The organism is Pseudarthrobacter sp. MDT3-1 (assembly GCF_054510755.1).
On the sequence record NZ_JBTNDX010000006.1, the window covers coordinates 125,054 to 144,112 of the forward strand.

Annotated in this window: 20 protein-coding genes and 2 tRNA genes; 2 read left to right on the forward strand and 20 right to left on the reverse strand. The window is 66.6% G+C overall.

Annotated features, from left to right (window positions below):
• Positions 1-32: 32 nt before the first annotated feature.
• From ACX80X_RS06630 to ACX80X_RS06650, 5 genes are all read right to left on the reverse strand, one after another.
• On the reverse strand, positions 33-1,058 hold the full coding sequence (locus tag ACX80X_RS06630; protein ID WP_252613600.1) for a vWA domain-containing protein: 1,026 nt from the start codon (positions 1,056-1,058) through the stop codon (positions 33-35).
• Positions 1,055-2,083, reverse strand: a complete 1,029-nt coding sequence (locus tag ACX80X_RS06635) for a vWA domain-containing protein (RefSeq protein ID WP_459311574.1) — start codon at positions 2,081-2,083, stop codon at positions 1,055-1,057. The genes ACX80X_RS06630 and ACX80X_RS06635 overlap by 4 nt, the downstream gene beginning before the upstream one ends.
• On the reverse strand, positions 2,074-2,415 hold the full coding sequence (locus tag ACX80X_RS06640) for a hypothetical protein (RefSeq protein WP_459311576.1): 342 nt from the start codon (positions 2,413-2,415) through the stop codon (positions 2,074-2,076). The genes ACX80X_RS06635 and ACX80X_RS06640 overlap by 10 nt, the downstream gene beginning before the upstream one ends.
• Positions 2,416-2,533: 118 nt before the next feature.
• Positions 2,534-3,184 (reverse strand): DUF58 domain-containing protein, encoded by a 651-nt coding sequence (locus ACX80X_RS06645; protein ID WP_459311601.1) that lies wholly within the window; start codon positions 3,182-3,184, stop codon positions 2,534-2,536.
• A 36-nt stretch (positions 3,185-3,220) separates the two neighbouring features.
• Positions 3,221-4,228: an AAA family ATPase gene (locus ACX80X_RS06650; RefSeq protein ID WP_459311578.1), complete on the reverse strand. Its 1,008-nt coding sequence runs from the start codon at positions 4,226-4,228 to the stop codon at positions 3,221-3,223.
• A gap of 155 nt (positions 4,229-4,383) precedes the next feature.
• Between ACX80X_RS06650 and ACX80X_RS06655 the strand changes: the two genes are divergently transcribed.
• The gene (locus tag ACX80X_RS06655) at positions 4,384-4,587 is read left to right on the forward strand and encodes a hypothetical protein (RefSeq protein WP_056341538.1); all 204 of its coding nucleotides are present in this window, start codon (positions 4,384-4,386) and stop codon (positions 4,585-4,587) included.
• A gap of 31 nt (positions 4,588-4,618) precedes the next feature.
• On the opposite strand, the gene ACX80X_RS06660 is transcribed toward ACX80X_RS06655, so the two are convergent.
• From ACX80X_RS06660 to ACX80X_RS06690, 7 genes are all read right to left on the reverse strand, one after another.
• On the reverse strand, positions 4,619-5,503 hold the full coding sequence (locus tag ACX80X_RS06660; RefSeq protein ID WP_374209880.1) for a carbohydrate ABC transporter permease: 885 nt from the start codon (positions 5,501-5,503) through the stop codon (positions 4,619-4,621).
• The gene (locus ACX80X_RS06665; protein WP_308293071.1) at positions 5,500-6,324 is read right to left on the reverse strand and encodes a carbohydrate ABC transporter permease; all 825 of its coding nucleotides are present in this window, start codon (positions 6,322-6,324) and stop codon (positions 5,500-5,502) included. Before ACX80X_RS06665 ends, ACX80X_RS06660 begins: the two co-directional genes overlap by 4 nt.
• A gap of 96 nt (positions 6,325-6,420) precedes the next feature.
• Positions 6,421-7,773, reverse strand: a complete 1,353-nt coding sequence (locus ACX80X_RS06670) for an extracellular solute-binding protein (RefSeq protein WP_252613596.1) — start codon at positions 7,771-7,773, stop codon at positions 6,421-6,423.
• Between the two features lie 108 nt (positions 7,774-7,881).
• Positions 7,882-9,084, reverse strand: a complete 1,203-nt coding sequence (locus tag ACX80X_RS06675; RefSeq protein ID WP_252599514.1) for an ROK family protein — start codon at positions 9,082-9,084, stop codon at positions 7,882-7,884.
• A 183-nt stretch (positions 9,085-9,267) separates the two neighbouring features.
• Positions 9,268-10,428 (reverse strand): class I SAM-dependent methyltransferase, encoded by a 1,161-nt coding sequence (locus tag ACX80X_RS06680; RefSeq protein WP_459311581.1) that lies wholly within the window; start codon positions 10,426-10,428, stop codon positions 9,268-9,270.
• A gap of 17 nt (positions 10,429-10,445) precedes the next feature.
• Complete coding sequence (locus ACX80X_RS06685) at positions 10,446-11,525, reverse strand: FAD-dependent oxidoreductase (protein WP_252613593.1); 1,080 nt, start codon at positions 11,523-11,525, stop codon at positions 10,446-10,448.
• Between the two features lie 18 nt (positions 11,526-11,543).
• A complete protein-coding gene (locus ACX80X_RS06690) occupies positions 11,544-11,897 on the reverse strand; it encodes a zinc ribbon domain-containing protein YjdM (protein ID WP_252599517.1) in 354 nt (117 codons plus the stop codon).
• An 84-nt stretch (positions 11,898-11,981) separates the two neighbouring features.
• Between ACX80X_RS06690 and ACX80X_RS06695 the strand changes: the two genes are divergently transcribed.
• Positions 11,982-13,301, forward strand: a complete 1,320-nt coding sequence (locus ACX80X_RS06695; RefSeq protein WP_459311583.1) for a class I SAM-dependent methyltransferase — start codon at positions 11,982-11,984, stop codon at positions 13,299-13,301.
• Positions 13,302-13,404: 103 nt separating this feature from the next.
• Here the strand turns inward: ACX80X_RS06695 and ACX80X_RS06700 are convergent.
• The 8 genes from ACX80X_RS06700 to proB form a co-directional block, all read right to left on the reverse strand.
• Positions 13,405-13,480 (reverse strand) — tRNA-Ala (locus ACX80X_RS06700).
• Positions 13,481-13,622: 142 nt separating this feature from the next.
• Positions 13,623-13,695 (reverse strand) — tRNA-Ala (locus ACX80X_RS06705).
• 100 nt (positions 13,696-13,795) lie between these two features.
• Entirely contained in the window at positions 13,796-14,197 is a 402-nt protein-coding gene (gene rsfS, locus ACX80X_RS06710; protein ID WP_058932218.1) for a ribosome silencing factor, read from the reverse strand.
• 47 nt (positions 14,198-14,244) lie between these two features.
• A complete protein-coding gene (locus ACX80X_RS06715; RefSeq protein WP_252599519.1) occupies positions 14,245-15,543 on the reverse strand; it encodes a hypothetical protein in 1,299 nt (432 codons plus the stop codon).
• 7 nt (positions 15,544-15,550) lie between these two features.
• Positions 15,551-16,282 carry a nicotinate-nucleotide adenylyltransferase gene (gene nadD, locus ACX80X_RS06720; protein WP_256470950.1) on the reverse strand — a complete coding sequence of 244 codons (732 nt, stop codon included), beginning with the start codon at positions 16,280-16,282 and terminating at the stop codon, positions 15,551-15,553.
• On the reverse strand, positions 16,221-16,451 hold the full coding sequence (locus ACX80X_RS06725) for a hypothetical protein (protein ID WP_252599520.1): 231 nt from the start codon (positions 16,449-16,451) through the stop codon (positions 16,221-16,223). The genes nadD and ACX80X_RS06725 overlap by 62 nt, the downstream gene beginning before the upstream one ends.
• Positions 16,452-16,526: 75 nt before the next feature.
• Positions 16,527-17,879 (reverse strand): glutamate-5-semialdehyde dehydrogenase, encoded by a 1,353-nt coding sequence (locus ACX80X_RS06730; protein ID WP_252599521.1) that lies wholly within the window; start codon positions 17,877-17,879, stop codon positions 16,527-16,529.
• Between the two features lie 26 nt (positions 17,880-17,905).
• The gene (proB, locus tag ACX80X_RS06735) at positions 17,906-19,054 is read right to left on the reverse strand and encodes a glutamate 5-kinase (RefSeq protein ID WP_252599522.1); all 1,149 of its coding nucleotides are present in this window, start codon (positions 19,052-19,054) and stop codon (positions 17,906-17,908) included.
• Positions 19,055-19,059 lie beyond the last annotated feature (5 nt).

Here is a 19,059-nt window from a genome sequence, read left to right on the forward strand (position 1 = left end):
TGGCGGTGGCGGTGGCGGTGGCGGTGGCCGCATCATGTTCGAACTCCCGCTCCGGGCCGGAGCTGCCGCCATTGGCGCAGCACCAGGAAAGTTTCGCGGAGAGCCAGCAGGAACACTCCAGCGGCGAGGAGCCAGTACAGCTCGGTCCGGCCGGCAACGCCGCCATCCGCCGGTGCCCATTGGAAGTCCCCGGGATCAGCGGCCTGCATCATCGGCGCCACCGGGTCACCGGCCGAACGGTGGACATAGGGCACCCCCAGCTGACCGGCAATCCCTTGCAGGCGGCCTTCGTCGATGACCGATAGAGCATCCTTGCCGGTTCCGGACGACCGGTCCTGGATGTAGCCTGCGCCGGCGTCCTGCCCCGAACCCTGACCCGTGTTTTCCTTCATCCGGCCGCCGTCCGCCGTGCCGTAGCCGAGCACCGCGCCGCCGTCCACCAGGCCGCCGGCGAGCCTGATCGCCGCCGGCGCCTTGGCGCTGGTCTGTTCCCCGTCGCCCAGGTAGTAGACCAGGCACGCCCGTTCGGGATGGCTGTCCCGCGCGGCGCGCAGCCGCTCCGCCAGCAAGGTTCCGGCAGCGGTGACGCTGCTGCCCTTCGAAAATGCCGTGACCTGCGGATGCAGGACGGACACGCTGGCGTCCAGGGCGGTGGCGTCGGTGGTGAGGGGCATCCGGACAATGGCGTTGCTGTCGAACGTCAGGAGCGAAAAGCGGGCCCCGGCCAGTTCACCCGCGATGGCCATGATGTCCTGCCGCACCCCGTCCAGCCGGGGCGAGCCGTCGCCGTAGTCTTCGGCAGCGATGCTGCTGCTGGTGTCCACCACAAAGAAAACGTTGACATCCGCCGCCGCGGCCTGGGAGCTTCCGCCGGGAACACCCGGCCGGAGCGCCGCGGCCAGGAGCAGCAGCACCAGGGCGCTCCTGAACAGCCAGTCGCGGCGTGTACCGGCAGAGTGCACCCGCGACGCTTGGACGAGACGCCAGACCAGAAACAGCACGGCCGCGGCGATGAGCGGGACCATAACCCACCAGGGAAGGATCGGTTGCAGTGTCATGGCCGGAGCCTCCACGACGCGCCCGCCAGTACCAGGCCGGACAGGAGTGCCAGCGTGAGCGGCAGCTCAGGCCGGTCCGAGACCACGGCCCGGGGTGCTCCCTTCATGGCCGTGGCTTCGGTTTCCTGCGCGGAATGGACGATGTCCGCCACAGCCTCCGGGCTGTCCAGTTGGTGGTACGCCCCACCGCTGGCTTCGGCCGCTGTGCGCAGCCTGGCTCCGGGCTGGCCGGGGCCGGGTCCGTAGTCAAAGTCGCCGGGGTTCAGGGCGTAAACACGCACATCGCGCTCCTTGGCCAGGGCGGCCGCCTGTTCCAGGGTGAAGATGGGATCGCCGGACAGGTAGTTGTCCGTTGCCAGGACGATGGACCGCGAGCGCCGCTGACCGGCTTCAGAGGTGCCGGTCTCCGCTCTGCGGGCATCCGCGGCGCCGGTGTACGGGAACCCGTTGACGCAGGATGCCAGGCCGTCGCCGATCAGTGACGATCCGCGGCCGTTCCAGGTGCCGTCCAGGAACCCCGCGCTGCCGGGGCTTCCCTCGAACGCGTTTTGGGCCAGCTGGAGTTGTTCCTGGACATACCCATAGTCGTCGGTGAGGGGGAAGACCTGGACGGCGCTGCTGTCGAAGACGGTGAGGCCGATCCGTTCGCCGTCGAACTCCTTCGCCAGTTCGGCAAACACCTGCACCACGGCCGCGTCGGCGCTGCTCATGGAGCCCGACGTGTCCAGGCACAGCATGATGTCCCGGTTGCGTTGCTCCGGCTGGATGGTGGTCAGTTCCACCGGACGCGCCGCCGCGGCCACCGCGGAGACCAGCAAGGTTGTGGCTGCGAGAGCGGCTACGGCCAGCCATCGGCGGTGCCGGCGGAGGGCCGCCTGGTATTCGGGCAGCGCGGTGAGGCGGTCCGCATTGGCCACCGGCCGCCGTCGAGCGTTTGCGTGGCGGTCCGGGCGGTAGGCGCGCCATCCTGCCAGGGCCGCGATGACCAGCGCCGGAGGGATCAGCCACCAGAACATCAGTTCCATTGCCGCACCGCCTGGCGGGCAGTCGCGGCCGATTGCGTGACCGGCGGCAGCGGTTCCAGGCCGAACTCGCCCGGGTAGATCTTGCGGACAACCTCGGCCACTGGGGGCAGCGGGTGCCCGTGCAGCTCCGCAAGGGTCATCCTGGGGGCGTCAATGCCGGTGACGTCGCGGGCGAACCGGCGGACCAGCAGGCTAAGTTCCTGGTGCGCCTCCCGTGCGGTCAGCAGCCCGGCGGCGGCGTCTGCCGTGACGGCGTCGATCCTTTGCAGGTAGGCCTCCTTGAGGCCCGCAAGGTCCGACGGCGGCGCGAACCGGGGCGCCTGCTCCGGCACCTTCGGTTCGCGCGTGCTCAGGAAAACGAACGCGTACCAGCCCAGGACCGCTGCCAGTAGGGCGAGCCCTGTCCACAGCCACGCCTGGCTGTACTGGAGGGGTCCGTAGATGCCCGGGTCAGCCTGTACGCCGGTGCCTTTCCAGGAGGGCGAAGAGTTCCGTCATGACCGCACTGCTGCCGGTCACGTGGCCTTGGGTAATGCCGGCGCGGCGGAGCATGGCCTGCCGGGCGGCGTCCCGTTCCCCTGTTGCCTTGGCATAGGCCGCCGCGACTGCCGGGGAGGCTGCCAGGTGTGCTGGCAGCATCGACGAGTCTGCCACGCTGAAGGCGTCCTGGCCGGTGTTTCCTTCCCCGGCCAAGTCAGCGTCCCGGATGGTGAGCCAGAGGACCTCATGCTGGGCACGGAGGCGGCGGAGCAGCTGTTCCGTGTCGGGGCCGGCGGCATGTTCGTCGGACACCACAAACAGCAGGAACCGGCCCTTGACGTTGCGGGCCACGTACTCCAGCTGGTCCTCGATCCTGCTGGGGCCAGAGTCCAGGGAGGTGGATGAGTCAACCTCGCGCAGGAGCCGTTCCAGATGCGGCTCACCGGCTTTGGCCGGGATGGAGCGTGTCCCGTTGCGGTCGCCGCAGACCAGGCCCACTACGTCGCCATGCCGGTGCGCCAGGTAGCCCACCACGCCGAATGCCATCACGGCGATGTCCTTTTTGGTTTCGCCGTCGCGGGACTCTGCGGCCATGCCTCGGCCTGTATCGGCAATCAGCAGGACGGTCCGCGCTGCAGGAGACTGGTCACTGCTGGCTCAGGGAGTCTGGACGGAGGCCACGACCGCGTCGATGATCGTCTCCACCGGCACCTGCTCGGCGACGGCGTCGAACCCCAGGATGAGGCGGTGCCGGAGCACACGGTGGGCGAGGGACTTCACGTCCTCCGGGATCACGTGGTCCCGGCCGTTGAGAAGTGCCACTGCCCGGGCGGCCTGGCTGAAGGCAATGCTGGCGCGCGGGCTGGCGCCGAACTCGATGAAGCCGGCGAGCCGCTGGTCGATGTACTGCCCGGCGTTCCGGGTGACGAACACCAGGCCCACGATGTAGTTGATGACGGCCGGGTCGATATAGATCCGCTTCACGAGAGCCTGGACGCCGATGACGGCGTCCAGTGAGGCGGCGGCCACCGGCTTCTGCTCGGCGCTGAAGACCCCGGCGTCGATCCGGCGGATGATTTCCGTTTCCTCGGCCGGTGTGGGGTAGTCCAGCGCGTCCTTGAGCATAAAGCGGTCCATCTGCGCCTCCGGCAGCTGGTACGTGCCTTCCTGCTCGATGGGGTTCTGCGTGGCCAGCACCATAAACGGGGACGGCAGCCGGTACTCCTCTCCCCCGATGGAGGTCTGCCGCTCCTGCATGGCCTCCAGCATGGCGCTTTGGGTCTTGGCGCTGGAGCGGTTGATCTCATCAAGCAGGACGATGTTGGCGTGCACCGGCCCCAGCTGCGTGATGAAGGTGCCCTTGGCGGCGTCGTAGATCTGCGTGCCCACGATGTCGCTGGGGAGCAGGTCCGGCGTGCACTGTATCCGGCGGAACTCTGCGCTGACTGCTTCGGCCACGGTCTGGGCGGCGGTGGTCTTCGCCAGGCCCGGAACGCTTTCCAGCAGGATGTGCCCACCGGTCATCAGGCCCACCAGCAGGGATTCACGCAGCCGTGCCTGGCCCACCACTTTGGCATCGAAGCTGCGGGAAATGTTCGCCACTACCTGCTGTGCACGGGCCAGTTCCGCCGGTTCGATTCGTGCGGGCGCACTGGTTTGAAGCAATGGATTTCCCCCTGATGGCTGGTGGTCTACGGATGTTAGCCCGGGTGTGCTGCCGTGCGGCTGCACTCCGTCCGCCATCCTATCCAAGACACCTCCCGGTCCGGCCGCAATGGAGACCCCTCCCCATCGCGGCTCTGCAGGTCTATTCTTTTGCCATGAGTGAGCTTCCAGCCAGTTACAAAGAGTTTCTCGCCGACAAGAGCGAGCGGTTCATCCTTGCCGTCAAGCCTGTTCTGCAGCAGTCCGCTGCCGACAAATCCCATGGTGTCCGGGTTACCTACAACGCGGGTCCCACCGGCCACCAGGCCCACCTCGATGACAGCATCCCCTTCGGCGTGGTGGTGGAGGACATCGACTGAGGTTCCGGCCGGCTTCGCAAGCCGCGCAGCACTAGACCTTGACCGCACCCGAGAGCGCGAAGGAACTCCCCGCGCCCCTGGCCACGATGACATAGAGAGCCAGCACCGGGACTGAATACAGGATGGAGAAGGCGGCCAGCTGGCCGTACGCCACTGCGCCGTGCTGTCCGAAGAAGCTGAAGATCGACACCGCCGCTGGCTGCCGGGCTTCGGACAGGAGCAGGACGAACGGGACGAAGAAGTTCCCCCAGGCCTGGATGAACACAAAAATGAACACCACACCCAGTCCCTGCCGCATCAGGGGCAGGAGGATGGTCCGCAGCGCCGTTAGTCCTGACGCACCGTCCACCCAGGCTGCTTCCTCCAGCGACACCGGAACCGCGTCCATGAAGTTCTTGGTCATCCAGACGGCCATGGGCAACGTGGTGGTGGCCATAAAAAAGATCGTGGCGGGCATCGAATCCAGCAACTGAAGCTGCACAAACAACCCGTACACCGGCACCATGATGGCCGTGATGGGAAGGCAGGTTCCAAACAGGATGGTGTACATAAACGGCTTGTTGAACCTGGACTGGTATCGGGACAGCGGGTAGGCAGCCAGGACGGCTGCCACGAGGTTCACCGCTGCGGTGCCGGCGGACAGCACCATGCTGTTCCAAAGCGGCTGGAACAGCAGCCCCGGTGTCATGATGGCGGCAAAGTTTTCCAGGGAGACCCTACCGGGGAGCCTTGTCTCATGCCCGGCGGAGGCATCAAGGGACGCAAACACCAGCCAGAGCAGCGGCAGGACAAAGCAGGCACCGATCAGGATGAGGGAAACGTCCGCCGGCATCCGGGCACGCTGCTGGGCGCGGGAAACTGCGCCAGTCCCGGACCGGAGCTGCCCCCGCGCGGAGGTCCCCGCCGTCGTCGTCATGGTTTGGTCTCCCGCAGGAGCCGGACGTAGGCGGCACCGAACACCAGGCCAATGAGGATCAGCACCGAGGCCACCGCCGTGCCGTAGCCGATGTCGCCGAACTTGAAGGCCTCCAGGTACGCCAGCACCGGCAACGTGGTGCTGGCGTTGGCAGGACCGCCCGCTGTCATCACCCAGATGAGGGTGAACACCGCCAGCGTCTGCAGAGTGATGAGCATGAGGTTGGTGGCGATGCTGCCGCGGATCATGGGGATGGTGATGAAGGCCAGCCGCTGCCAGCCCCCGGCACCGTCCATCAGCGCGGCCTCCGTGACCTCACCGGGGATGTCATTGAGCGCGGCGCGGTAGACGAGCATGGAGAACGCCGTGCCACGCCAGATGTTGGCAAGCAGAATGGCGACCATCGGGAACGAATACAGCCAGTCGGTCTGCCCTAGCCCCAGCCCGCCCAGCAGCTGGTTCAGGGTCCCGTCGCGGCTGAAATACGCGTAGGCGGCGAAGGCGGCCACGATCTCGGGCAGCACCCACGCAGCCACCACCGCAGTACCGACGACGGCGGCCACCGTCCGGCGGGCCCGCCGCATCAGTACCGCGAGGGTGAGCCCCAGCAGGTTCTGGCCCAGGATAGCAGAGCCGCCCACGAACAGGACGGTCAGGCCAAGCGAGAGCGGCAACACCGGATCGGACAGGAGCCTGGCGTAGTTGTCGAGCCCGATCCAACCGGGACTGCGGGCATTGCGGCCGGTCAGGGCTGCATTGGTGAATGACGCGTGGAAGGCCCACAGCACGGGACCGGCCAAAAACACCAGCAGCAGAACCACTGCCGGGAGTACGGGGAGCAGCCGTGCCTGACGCCGGAGTCCGGGGCGACGCCGCCGGTTGCCGGACCGGTCACTCCTGAGGGAAACCGCCACAGGCTACTGGGCGACGGTCTTGGCCTCACCCACGATGCCCTTCACCGCCGCGTCATAGTCGGCGGCCGCCTGCTCCGGGGATTTCGCCCCGGTGATCACAGCTTCCGTGGCCTCCTGGACGGCCGCGGAGATCCACGGGTAGTCGGCCGTGGCTGGCCGGTAGTGCGTGACGGCCACAAGCTCGGACACGTCCTTCACAAACGGGTTGGCCGCCTGGTAGCCGGCGTCGGCGGCGACGTCCTTCCGCACGGCGATCTGGGAGCTGGCGATGTTGAAGGCCAGGGAATTCTTCTGGTTCAGGGCCGTGGCGAGGAACTCAAACGCGAGGTCTGGGTTTTTGGTCTCCGCCCCTACCGCCAGGGTCCAGCCGCCGGACATGCTGACACCGCCGGGTGCCTGACCGTTCTGGGTGGGGAACGCCGTCACGCCCATGTCCTGCCCGTACTCGGCCCATTCGTAGCTGCCGCCCTTCTGCCAGAAGGACGGCGTATAGGAACCCTCAACAGTGGCGCCCATCTTGCCCTGCGGCAGCCACTCGCCGAAGACCTTCTTCCACACATTCGCGTCGAGGGCCTCCGCCGGGGAGACGGCCAGTTTTTCGTCGTAGAGGGTCTTGAGGAACCCCAACGAGTCGGTGAACCCGGGGGAACCGACCACCCATTTCTTGGCGTCGGCGTCGTAGAGTTCGGAGTCTGTTCCGTAGAGCAGCTCATAGAAGCTTTGCATCACGGTGCCTTCACCGGAGGCCTTGCCGGCGTACATGTTGAACGGCACCACGCTGGGATCGCTGGCCTTGATTTTCCGGGCGGTGTCCAGGATGTCCTGCCATGTGCGGGGCTCCCACGGGACGCTGACGCCTGCGGCGGTGAGCACCTTCTTGTTGTACCAGATAGCTCGCGTGTCGGTGCCCAGCGGGACCGCGTACGTGCCGCCGTCGTCCCCAAGGCCGGCGGCCTTGGCGCCAGCATCGAAGGTATCCCAGTCCTTCCACCCCTCAAGGTGGCTGTCCAGTTTCAGGAGGTACCCGGCGTCGACGTCGGAACGCACCTTGAAGGTGTCCTCATAGAAGACATCCGGGGCGGTGGAGGGCGAACGGAGAGCGAGGGCAAGCTTGGTGCCGTAGTCGTCGTCGTTCGCCTGGATGGGCTCCAGAGCCACCGTGACGCCCTGGTTGGCGGCCTCAAACTCCTGTTTGGCCGCCTGGAAGAGCGTGTCCAGGGCAGTGAAGGAATCGGTCTTTTGGTAGACCACCTTCAGCGTTTTGGTCTCCGCTTCGGGGGCGGCGGGGGAACATGCCGTCAGCACAAAGGCTGCGGCGGCAATGAGTGACGTGATTCCAAGGGCCTGACGACGCATGATGCTCCATTTCGGTCAATGGCTGCCGTCCCCTGTGTCTGCGGGCCCCCAGCCGCGGCGATATCCACATGCTAGATGGGGCTCCTGCCACTGGCAAGGAGCCCCGGTTCAGACTTCCAGGAGAAGCCGCTGCGCCCGGGGCGCCAGTGTATGCTCCAGGACAAGGCAGGCAGCTCCAACGGCGCCCACATCCTCACCGACGCCCGTGCCGACAACCTCGATGGTGTGGATCAGGCGCGCCGCGCTGTTGGCGTCCACCAGCGCCGGGATCTTCTCCAGGTAGCGGTCAGCGATCCGGCTCCAGAAGGGCCCGCCGAACACAACCCGCTCCACATCCAGCGTGTTGGCGACCACGGAGACGGCCCGGGCCACCAGCACGGCTGACTTGTCGATGATCGCCAGGGCCTTGGCATCGCCGGCATCGGCAAGGTCGCACAGCTGGGAGAAGCTCTGCTGCACTTCGGCTCCGCTGGTGTGCTTGCCGGAGCCGTCCAGGATGCCGGCGGCAACGGCCTCCGCCACGAGCACCTGCGGGATGGCTGAGGACTTAACGCAGCCGCGCAGTCCGCAGTCGCAGACCGGGCCATCGGGGTCCACCACTATGTGGCCGATCTCGCCGGCGTTTCCTGACGTTCCACGGACCACCTCATCGTTGAGGACGATGCCGCAGCCGATACCCGTGCCCATGTACATAAAGATGAAAGTGCCCGAGCCGCTGGGCCCGCCGGCCCATGTCTCGGCGACGGCGGCGCTGGTGACGTCCTTATCCACCAGGACGGAATAGCCGGTGGCTTTGGCCAGGGCGTCCCGAAGTTCCACGCGGTCCCAGCCCGGCAGCAGCGGCGGGTCCACCACGGTGCCGTTGTCCAGGTCGATGGGTCCCGGAGCGGCCAGGCCCAGGCCGGCGATCCGGCTGGTGTCCACGCCGGACTCGGCAACGAGGTGCTCGATCTCGGTGGCCATGGTGGATATAACGGCTGCAGGATCACTCCCGCCGGGTGTCCTAATCCGTGAATGCTGTACAACGGCGCCCACAAGATCGAGGACCACGAACGTGGTGACGGCGGGGTCCAGGTGGACGCCGATGGCATACATTCCGCCCGGGTTGAGGCGAAGCATGGTGCGCGGTTTGCCGGGGCCGCTGCCTTCTTTGCCCGCTTCGACGATCAGGTGCTGGTCCAGCAGGCGGCGGGAGATGTTGGAGATGGTCTGCGGCGAGAGGCCCACAATCTGGGCGAGCTCCACGCGGCTGAGCCCCCCGGATGACCGGCGGATGGCATCCACGATGACCGTGAGGTTGAAGTCCCCCATGCGCGGAAGATTAGTCCCGCGCCGTGGCGCCGAGGACTGGCGGATTTCTGGCACGGTCTCCCCTAGGTTTTCGGCCGCGTATTCATGATTATGTCTGAATGGTACGTTACCTCCTGATCAACGCCCAGAGCCGGAGGTGAGGCCGCGCCGCGGCCGGGGCGCCACCTTGCCGTGCTGGCACGCCTATGGCCGCCGAGTGCTGACCGCCACCGTGAACTTTGGATTGCCGCCCCTCACAGTGGTGGGACCCACCAGCCGCTCCAGCGCCGGGAGGTACTGCAAGTGCCGGTTGAACACCGTCCACAGCTCACCGCCCGGCGCCAGGACCCTGGCCGCCGCCTCGAAAAGTTTAATGCCCGCCCCGGCATGCACACTGGCGCCCAGGTGGAAGGGCGGATTCAGCAGGATCAGGTCGGCGCTTCCGGCCGGGAGGGTGCTCATGGCGTCATCCTGGAGGGCGGTAATCCTCTCCTCGAGGCCGTTGGCCTGCGCCGTGGCCCGGGCGGACGCGACGGCGGCGGCAGACCGGTCCGTGGCCGTGACCCTTGAGGCCGGGTTCTGGCGGGCGTACATGGCGGCGAGGATGCCGGTGCCACAGCCCAGATCGATGGCGTGCCCGGCTTCAGGCATCTCCGGCAGGAAGGTCAGGAGGAACCTGGTCCCGATGTCCAGTTTCGCTCCAGCAAAGACGGCACCGTGCGCAGCAACGTCCAGGTCCAGCTCGGCAAGGCGTTCGACGGCGGGACTCCACTCGTGCGTCTCAGTTTGCCGGGCGCCGCTGGCCAGGATGATCCGGGACTTCTGCCGCGCCAGCTGCGGCTGGACCGTCTCGAAGTGGCGTTCCAGGACCGCGTTCATTCCCAGGGACATGTGTTTGATCCGCCCGCCGGCGAGCAGCACCACGCCAGGGGCGGCATAACGCGCCACGGCGGCTGCGATTTCTTCAAGCTCCGCCAGCGTCCGCGGCAGTTGAAGCAGCACCAACTCCGCGCCGGACAGCAGCTCCTCCCCCAGCGGCAATTGTTCGAACCCGGTGGCGTCAATGGCTCCGGGATCCGCCGCTGCGAGCCCCACAGCCGCAGCGTTGTTCCGCAGGGCGCGCTCCCCAGTGATGAGATCCTCATGCACACGGACCCGGCTGACCCCCAGCGTGCCCAGCGCACCGAGGGTGAGACCACCGTAGCGGTCGCCGATCACTGCCAGCCGGGTACCCGGTTCCGTGCGCGCTGCGGCGGCTTCGAGCAGCTGCCGGTCCGTGGCGTCCCAGGCCTGGAGGTTCGGGGCTTCGACATCCGGGTGGCGCCGGAGCGTGCCGAAGATGTCCTCAAGAGTGTTCTGTGCCACTGGTTCCTGCCGTCTGGTCATGTACTGGTTGTTGATGCGGTTGGTGCAAGCGCGGGCAGTTTGAGGATGGCGGTGACGGCCGCCCGGCCCGCCCTGTTGGCGCCGATGGTGGACGACGACGGCCCGTACCCCACCAGATGGACGCGCGGTTCAGCTGCCACCTGGGTCCCTTCCATGGCGATGCCGCCGCCGGGTCCCCGGAGATGCAGCGGCGCCAGATGCTCGAGCTCGGCACGGAATCCGGTGGCCCACAGAATGACGTCGGCACGGAGCAGGCTCCCGACGGCGAGCCGGACGCCGTCGGGCTCTATCGCGGTGAACATGGGGCGACGGTCCAGCGCACCCCGTTGCGCTGCCGCCCTCAGCGCCGGGGTCCAGATGAGGCCGGTCACGGCCACCACGCTTTGCGGCGGCAGGCCCTGCCGCACGCGCTCCTCCACGAGGGCGACGGCGTTGTGGCCGGCCTGGGCGTCGAACGCGGCGTCACGCCAGTCGGGTTCCCGCCGGGTGAACCAGCTGGTGCTGGTCACCTGCGAGACCTCCTCCAGAAGCCCGACGGCGGAAATGCCGCCTCCCACGACGATGACGTGCAGGCCGCGGAACTCCTCGGCGGAGACGTAATCGGCCACGTGCAGTTGCCGGCCCCGGAACGTGGCCCGGCCCGGGTAGATGGGCCAGAACGGCCGGGTCCACGTACCGGTTGCGTTGATGACCGCCTTCGCTGACCAGTCGCCGCTGTCGGCGCTGATCCGCAGGCGCCCCGCCGGATCGGCGTCTTCCCTAGCGACCGAGGTGATCTTGACCGGGCGCAGGACCTCAATTCCGAGGTCCCGCTCGTAGCCGGCGAAGTACCGGCTCAGGAACTCCGAGCTGGGTTCCGTGGGATCCACGTCAGGCTTCGCGATGCCGGGAAGGTCACTGATGCCGTTGACCGTCGCCATGACCAGGCTTTTCCAGCGGTGGTGCCAGGCGCCGCCCGGGCCTTCCTCGGCGTCGAGGACCTTGTATTCAACCCCTCGGCGCTGCAGGTGGTAGGCGGCGGAGAGTCCCGCCTGGCCCGCGCCGATGACCACAACGTCGGTGGTTCCGTAGTCCATGTCCCTGACCGGTTCCGGCTAGACCTTCTTCACCACGGAGGATTTGAGCTGCATCGGCCCCACGCCGTCCACCTTGCAGTCGATGTCGTGATCGCCCACACCGTCCATCAGCCGGATCCCGCGGACTTTGGTGCCAACCTTGATGACACCGGAGCTGCCCTTGATTTTCAGGTCCTTGGTCACCGTGACAGTGTCGCCGTCGGCGAGGATGTTGCCCACTGCATCCTTGATGACCCTCGGCCCGGCCTCTGCCGTGGCCTCCGCCGCCTGAGCGGACCACTCGTGGCCGCATTCCGGGCAGACCAGTAGCGCACCCATCTCGTAGGTGTAGGCGCTGGAGCATTCGGGGCACGGTGGCAACGTCTCATTCACTCCCCCATGATAATCGCGCCACTGCGCTGACAGGTGCGCGCCGGCGTCGTACTGTTGGGCCTAGGCGGACGAAAGGCGAGGACCATGAAAACAGAAAAAGGCGCAGCGTCGCTGCTGGCGAACGCACTGGGCATCGTCCTGGGGACGACGGAGATACCGCTGAGGGTGCGGGCGTGGGACGGGTCCGAGGCGGGGCCACCCGAGGCCCCGGTCCTCGAATTCAGGTCACGCCGCGCCCTGCGCCGGATCCTGTGGTCGCCGGGGCAGCTCGGGCTCAGCCGCGCCTATGTCGCCGGGGACATCGCTGCCCCCGGCGACATCTTTGCAGCCTTCACGGCGCTCAGCTCGGTGGGCAAGTTTTCCGAACCCGGCCCCTTCCGGCCCCCGACTCCGCGTGAACTGGCCACGCTGGTCAGCACGGCGGTCCGGCTGGGCGCGCTGGGCCCCAACCCTGCTCCGCCGCCGGAGGAGGCCAAGGTCACGCGGAAGGGCCGGCTCCACACCCGGATGCGCGACGCCGCGGCCATCTCGCACCATTACGACGTCGGCAACGACTTTTACGCCCTCGTGCTGGGACCCTCAATGGTTTACTCGTGCGCTGTGTGGGCGGATGGACCCGACGGCGGCGGCACCCCTGCCGAACGGGGCCTTCCGGCAGGACTGGATGACGCGCAGAAGGCCAAGCTGGATCTCGTCTGCCGGAAGCTTGGGCTGAAGCCCGGGATGAGGGTACTGGACGTGGGGTGCGGCTGGGGCAGCTTCGCGTTGCACGCGGCGCAGCATTACGGCGTCTCGGTGGTGGGCGTGACGCTCTCCACCGAACAGGCCGTGCTGGCGCGCAAACGTGCGGCCGACGCCGGCCTGACCGAAAACATCGACATCCGGGTCCAGGATTACCGGGATATCGCCGACGGGCCGTTCGACGCCATTAGCTCCATCGGCATGTCCGAACACGTGGGCCGGGAACAGACACCCAACTATGTCGACGTGCTGCACGGCTTGCTCCGTCCCGGCGGCCGGCTGCTCAACCACGCCATCTCCTGGAACGCCGGCCCCATCAAGCCCGACCCGGATTCGTTCATTCCGCGCTATGTCTTTCCGGACGGCGAGATGATCAGCCTGGGCGAGATGGTCAGCGCACTGGAGACCGGCGGGTTCGAGGTCTTGGACGTGGAGGCCCTGCGCCAGCACTATGCGCTGACCCTGCGGGCGTGGGTGCGCAGGCTCGAAGAGAACTGGGACGAAGCCGTCCGGCTCACCAGCCTGGGCCGGGCGCGGGTGTGGCGGCTCTACATGGCCTCAAGTGCCCTGGGCTTTGAAACCGGGATCACGGGCGTCAACCAGGTCCTGGTCCAGAGTGCCGGCGGGGACGGGCCGCCGCTGCGCCGGAGTGATTGGATCTAAGCACTCACTACTGGGCGCCCAGTTCTCCGGGCTCCCTGCTTGGGAGACAAAAAATGAGCCACCCGACCGGGTGGCTCATTTTTTTACGGACCTGCGTCCTGTTTGGTGGAGCTGAGGGGACTCGAACCCCTGACCCCCTGCATGCCATGCAGGTGCGCTACCAGCTGCGCCACAGCCCCAAACTTGTGCTTCTCCGCGGTTCAGACCGCCCGAAGCAACCTGATCAGCTTAATAGAAATCTGCGCGCTGCGCCAATCGGGAGGCGCATTTTCCTGCAACAAAAAATCCGCCGGAATCTTTCGATTCCGGCGGATTATCCGGTGGAGCTGAGGGGACTCGAACCCCTGACCCCCTGCATGCCATGCAGGTGCGCTACCAGCTGCGCCACAGCCCCGGACCTTCGTTACTCCGCGGTCTCCCCGGAGCAACTCAAATATCTTAGACCAGCTTTTCCGAAAATTCCAAATCGGGCATATTCGGGCCGGCAAGGCCTGCTATTCGGAGTCGGAGGCCGCCGTCGCCTTGGCTGACGTGTCCTCGCCCAGCTGCAGGTCAACCACTGGGCAGTCCTTCCACAGGCGCTCCAGGGCGTAGAAAACGCGGTCCTCTTCATGCTGGACGTGGATGACGATGTCCGAGTAATCCAGCAGTACCCAGCGCCCGCCGGAGCGGCCTTCGCGGCGTACCGGACGGAGGTCCTGCTTGGAAAGTTCTTCTTCGATGCCGTCAACGATGGCGTTGACCTGGCGCTCGCTCGGCGCGGATGCGATGAGGAAGACGTCCGCCAGTGCCAGCCGTTCGCTGACATCGAGGGCCACAATGTCGTGGGCAATCTTGTCCGCGGCTGCCTTGGCGGCTTGGCGGGCAATGGCGATGGATGAATCTGTTGCAGTCATGGGACTCCTTGTAGTTTTCTAAAGCTTTGTAAAAGGGCGTTGCCTGGTCAGCTGGAGATGCCGCTGACGATGAGGATAACGCCGGAAATAAGGGCCACGATCCCAAAAGCCAGGACGAGGACCTGCATAAGCCTGAGCCGCTTCGCACGGGCCAGGCCGGCCGTTGCCGCATCCAGCGGCTCCAGCCCATGCGCTGACCGTGCCGGGATGCGCGGCAGGTCATCGAACAGATCGCCCGTCTCCCCCACTGGCGTAGAGGCCGTGATGGGCTGGACGGGGACGACGCGCTTCGGTGCCGCGGCGGCCCTGGCAGCAGCTTCCGCACGGGCGATCACCCGGGAACGGCCCGACGCGGCCGCCTGCGCAGAACCCGCGGCCGGCTCTTTGGACGTAGTGGACGGCCTGCGGCCCTTGCCGCCTGGCCGGACCTTTGGTCCGGCCTGGGTCGCCAGCGGCACGTAGGAGGTCGCCGGGGGTTTCATCACAGGACGGTCGACGCCGGGTACCTGCACGAATTCCAGCGGCGTGACCATGGCCAGGTTGTCGGCGGTGGCCGGGCCCGTCTGGGGAACGGATTGCGTGGCCGCGGCCTGCGGATTGGGAGCCTGCGTGGGTACTGATACTGGCTGGGCAGTGGCGGCCTGCTCGGCCAGCTTCCGCTTGGCCATCGCCCGGCGGTTAAGCACCGCCGCGCGCTCGGCCAAGGCGATCTGTTCCGCAAGGATGTCCGGATCCACTGCTTCGGGGTCCAGCGAGGCGATGTGTTCCATCTTGGCCAGCTGGTTCTTGGCCTGCTCGGCAATAAGCGTGCGGGCTGCGAGTGCCTGCTCCACGCTCATGCCAGCCGGAACACCTGCACCGTTCGCCGGCGCGGCGGGCCCGGCCATATCGGCGGATACAGCGGTGTCGTGACCTGGCCTCGTTGGGGCTGTCTTCGCTTGACCCAGCTTGGCTTGGCCTGGCTTAGGTTGGCTCGGCGCGGGTTGGCTTGGCAAAGGCTGCCCCATGGGAGCGGGAATGATGGGATTGGCCGAGGTGACGGCCTGTTCCTTCAGTTGCTGGAGCCGCAACTGCCTGCGCGTGGGAGGGCCTCCTGCGGAAAGCTGGCCCTCTTTCTCCTCGAGTTCTTTGATGGCACGCAGCGCCGCGCGGTCGCGGGCCCGGATCTGCGAGGACCGCTGCGCTTGGGACTGCTCGGGGACGGAATCCACCGGGGCGTCAGCCGCGCGCCGTTGTTTTGAGGCAGGCGAAACCTGGCCCGGGCCGTTGGACCCGGGAGCCGTGTTCTCATCTCTGGCCTGCCGCAGTTCGCGGCGGCTGCGGACGGGGGGCTTTTCCTGACTCATTGAGGACTCATTCAGTACTGGCTGGCTCGTCTGTTTCGGTAGTTCGGACGTCCTGGGGATCTGATCCCTCGGCGTACAGACCATATTTGGCGATGTATTGGACCACTCCGTCCGGCACGAGGTACCAGACGGGGTTGTTCCCGGCTACACGGACACGGCAGTCCGTGGACGAGATGGCCATGGCCGGCACCTCGAGGAGGCTGACGTCCTTGCGGCCCATGCCATCAAGCACATGTCCCGGCCGTGTCACACCGACAAAATGGGCCAGTGACCACAGCTCGTCGATGTCCTTCCAGGAAAGAATCTGCGCCAGTGCATCCGCACCGGTAATGAAGAACAGATCCGCATCCGGACGCTGGGTCCGGAGATCCCGCAAGGTATCAATGGTATACGTGCGACCGGGCCGGTCAATATCCACCCTGCTGACGGTGAAGCGGGGGTTCGATGCCGTGGCGATCACCGTCATGAGGTAGCGGTGCTCAGGCTCACTGACCTGCTTGTGCGACTTTTGCCACGGCTGCCCGGTGGGGACAAAGACCACTTCATCCAGGCTGAACTTGGCGGCCACTTCGCTGGCTGCAACAAGGTGGCCGTGGTGGATGGGATCAAACGTCCCGCCCATCACGCCCAGCCGCAGCCGCCTTTGCGCACCGTCACGGTGCAGAACACGGGAAATTTCAGTGGCCTTGGCCGTGGTCGTGCTTGTTGGGGTGCTGGCGGTGCGGATCGGCGTGCTCATCCGTTACGGTGTGCCGGTTGCCCAGGTTCGAGTAGGAGAGCGTAACGAACATCATCACCAGCAGGATGGCGAAAATGGATGCGCCGAACACCCACGGTTCAGCCCAGATCGGAGCGGGTGCGTGTTCTCCGCCTTCGGCAACGGTCATGGCGATCTGCTGGAGCAGCATTTTCTCCCCTAGGGTTCAAGGATGTGGCAGCGGATTGTCCCGCCGTTCCGGACTTCTGTCTATATTACCGCGTTGCTACCCGCGGACCTGGCCTTCGCCCTGCACGATCCACTTAGTGGTGGTGAGCTCTGTCAGTCCCATCGGGCCGCGGGCGTGCAGCTTCTGCGTGGAGATGCCAACCTCGGCACCGAGGCCCAGCTCGCCGCCGTCGGTAAACCGCGTGGACGCGTTGACGATGACCGCGGCAGAGTCAACCTCGGCGATGAACCGCTCCGCGTTGGCCAGGTCGTTGGTGAGGATCGCTTCGGTGTGGCCCGTGGACCAGGTCCGGATGTGCTTGACGGCGTCATCCAGGCTGTCCACCATTGCTACGGCGAGGTCCAGGTCCATGTACTCGGTTCCCCAGTCCTCATCCGTTGCCGGAACGGACTCAACAGATGAAGGCAGCGCCGCACGGATGCGCTCGTCGGCGTGGAGGGTGACCCCGGCGCCGCGCAACGCGGCGGCGACGGCGGGCAGCACGGCGGACCGCGAATGGACCAGCAGCGTCTCCACGGTGTTGCAGACACTGGGCCGCTGGGTCTTGGCGTTCAGCAGGATCTCCACCGCCATGTCCTCGCTGGCGGATTCGTCGATGAAGATATGCACGTTGCCCTCGCCGGTCTCGATGACCGGCACGGCGGCGTTCAGCACCACGGACTGGATCAGGTCCCGGCCGCCGCGCGGAATCAGGACATCAACGCGGCCGCGCGCACGCATCAGCGCATTCGCACCTTCACGGCCGTACTGGTCCACTGTCTGCACGGCATCGGCCGGCAGCCCGACGGAGTCCAGGGCTTCGCGGAGGATCTGGACCAGTGCTTCGTTGGTGGAGGCGGCAGCAGTGCCGCCGCGGAGGATGACGGCGTTGCCGCTCTTGAGGCCAAGACCGGCGATGTCTACAGTGACGTTGGGGCGGGCCTCGTAAATGGCGGCAACCACTCCCATGGGCACGTTGATCTGGCGCAGGCGCAGCCCATTGGGGAGGGTCTGGCCTCGGACCACGTTTCCGACCGGATCGGGCAGGCTGGCCAGGTTTTCCAGGGACGCCACGAGCCCGTCGATCCGGCTTTCGGTCAAGGTGAGGCGGTCCAACAGGGCCGCCGACGTGCCGTTGGCTTTGCCGGCCGCAACGTCCTTGGCGTTGGCCGACAGGATGAAGTCCTTCCGCGCCAGCAATGCGGCACCGATGGCCCGGAGGCCACTGTCCTTCCGGGCGCGGTTGGCCCCGGCCATCTGGCGGGCTGCCTGCCGTGAGCGGTCAGCGATGGCGTGGACGGCCGCCTCAACCTTCGCCGGAGTGTGGGTCCCCCCCTGTTCCCGCCCGGGAGGAACCACGGTTGAATCGTCGGAAGTGCCAGTGGCTTGGGAAATCAGTGCCTCAGTCATCCTTCAAGTCTAGGCGAGCGGACCGCTCAGACCAGAACCAGGTCGTCGATATGGACAACCTCACGGTCGAATCCGCGGCCCAGGGACTCGCCCAGTTCCACTGTGGAGCGCCCCAGCATCTGGGGAAGCTCTTCGGAAGAGTAATTAACCAAACCGCGCGCGATGACGGTACCGTCGCCGGCCACCATCTCGACGGCGTCGCCGGCTTCGAAGGTGCCGTCCACCGATGAAATTCCGGCGGGGAGCAGCGAGTAGCGATTGTCCCGCACAGCGTGCACGGCGCCGTCGTCAAGGAAGAGCCTGCCCTGAACGTGCGCCAGGTGGGCCAGCCACATCATCCGCACGGACTTCCGGCCGCTGTTCACGGTGAACCAGGTCCCCACGTCCTCACCGGCCAGGGCGGCTGCGGCGTTGGTTGTGGACGTGACCAGCGCCGGGATGCCGGAGTCGGCGGCCATGATGGCAGCCTCGACTTTAGTCTGCATGCCGCCGGTGCCTACGCCTGCCTTGCCCGGCTTCCCGATAGTCACTGCCTCAAGATCTCCGGGGCCGTCCACCTGGGAAATGCGCTTGGCGCCCTTGGCGGGCGGGCCGTCGTATATCGAGTCGACGTCGGACAGCAGGATCAGGGCGTCAGCACGGACCAGATGGGCCACGAGCGCTGAGAGCCTGTCGTTGTCGCCGAAACGGATCTTGTGCGTGGCGACCGTGTCGTTTTCATTGACCACCGGCACAACGCCGAGGTTGAGGAGGCGGTTCAGTGCACGGAACGCGTTCGCGTGGTGGCTACGACGCATGAGGTCATCTGCGGTCAGCAGCACCTGGCTGACCGTGACGCCGTGGGCGCCGAACGCGTGCGTGTAGCGCGCCATGAGCAGGCCCTGGCCCACGCTGGCGGCGGCCTGCTGGGTCGCGAGGTCACGCGGACGCTTCACCAGGCCGAGGGGCGCAAGCCCTGCGGAAATGGCTCCCGAAGAAACCAGGATAATTTCCGTGCCGGCGTTATGTTTGGCGGCCAAGACATCTGAGAGGGCGGTCAGGGACTCTTCCGAGATGCCGCCCTTGATGCTGGTCAGCGACGACGACCCTACTTTGACAACGATCCGGCGGGCCCGGGCGAGCACACTGCGGTCGTCTTTGGGTTCCTCGATGATTACTGCGGACTCTTCGGTCATTTCAG

What these genes read in the sequence shown, in the direction of transcription:
- ACX80X_RS06630 (WP_252613600.1), bottom strand. Translation starts at nt 1,058, where the DNA reads ATGACACTGCAACCGATCCTTCCCTGGTGGGTTATGGTCCCGCTCATC.
- ACX80X_RS06635 (WP_459311574.1), bottom strand. Translation starts at nt 2,083, where the DNA reads ATGGAACTGATGTTCTGGTGGCTGATCCCTCCGGCGCTGGTCATCGCG.
- ACX80X_RS06655 (WP_056341538.1), top strand. Translation starts at nt 4,384, where the DNA reads ATGAGTGAGCTTCCAGCCAGTTACAAAGAGTTTCTCGCCGACAAGAGC.
- ACX80X_RS06660 (WP_374209880.1), bottom strand. Translation starts at nt 5,503, where the DNA reads ATGACGACGACGGCGGGGACCTCCGCGCGGGGGCAGCTCCGGTCCGGG.
- ACX80X_RS06670 (WP_252613596.1), bottom strand. Translation starts at nt 7,773, where the DNA reads ATGCGTCGTCAGGCCCTTGGAATCACGTCACTCATTGCCGCCGCAGCC.
- ACX80X_RS06675 (WP_252599514.1), bottom strand. Translation starts at nt 9,084, where the DNA reads ATGGGGGACTTCAACCTCACGGTCATCGTGGATGCCATCCGCCGGTCA.
- ACX80X_RS06685 (WP_252613593.1), bottom strand. Translation starts at nt 11,525, where the DNA reads ATGGACTACGGAACCACCGACGTTGTGGTCATCGGCGCGGGCCAGGCG.
- ACX80X_RS06695 (WP_459311583.1), top strand. Translation starts at nt 11,982, where the DNA reads ATGAAAACAGAAAAAGGCGCAGCGTCGCTGCTGGCGAACGCACTGGGC.
- rsfS (WP_058932218.1), bottom strand. Translation starts at nt 14,197, where the DNA reads ATGACTGCAACAGATTCATCCATCGCCATTGCCCGCCAAGCCGCCAAG.
- ACX80X_RS06715 (WP_252599519.1), bottom strand. Translation starts at nt 15,543, where the DNA reads ATGAGTCAGGAAAAGCCCCCCGTCCGCAGCCGCCGCGAACTGCGGCAG.
- nadD (WP_256470950.1), bottom strand. Translation starts at nt 16,282, where the DNA reads ATGAGCACGCCGATCCGCACCGCCAGCACCCCAACAAGCACGACCACG.
- ACX80X_RS06725 (WP_252599520.1), bottom strand. Translation starts at nt 16,451, where the DNA reads ATGCTGCTCCAGCAGATCGCCATGACCGTTGCCGAAGGCGGAGAACAC.
- ACX80X_RS06730 (WP_252599521.1), bottom strand. Translation starts at nt 17,879, where the DNA reads ATGACTGAGGCACTGATTTCCCAAGCCACTGGCACTTCCGACGATTCA.
- proB (WP_252599522.1), bottom strand. Translation starts at nt 19,054, where the DNA reads ATGACCGAAGAGTCCGCAGTAATCATCGAGGAACCCAAAGACGACCGC.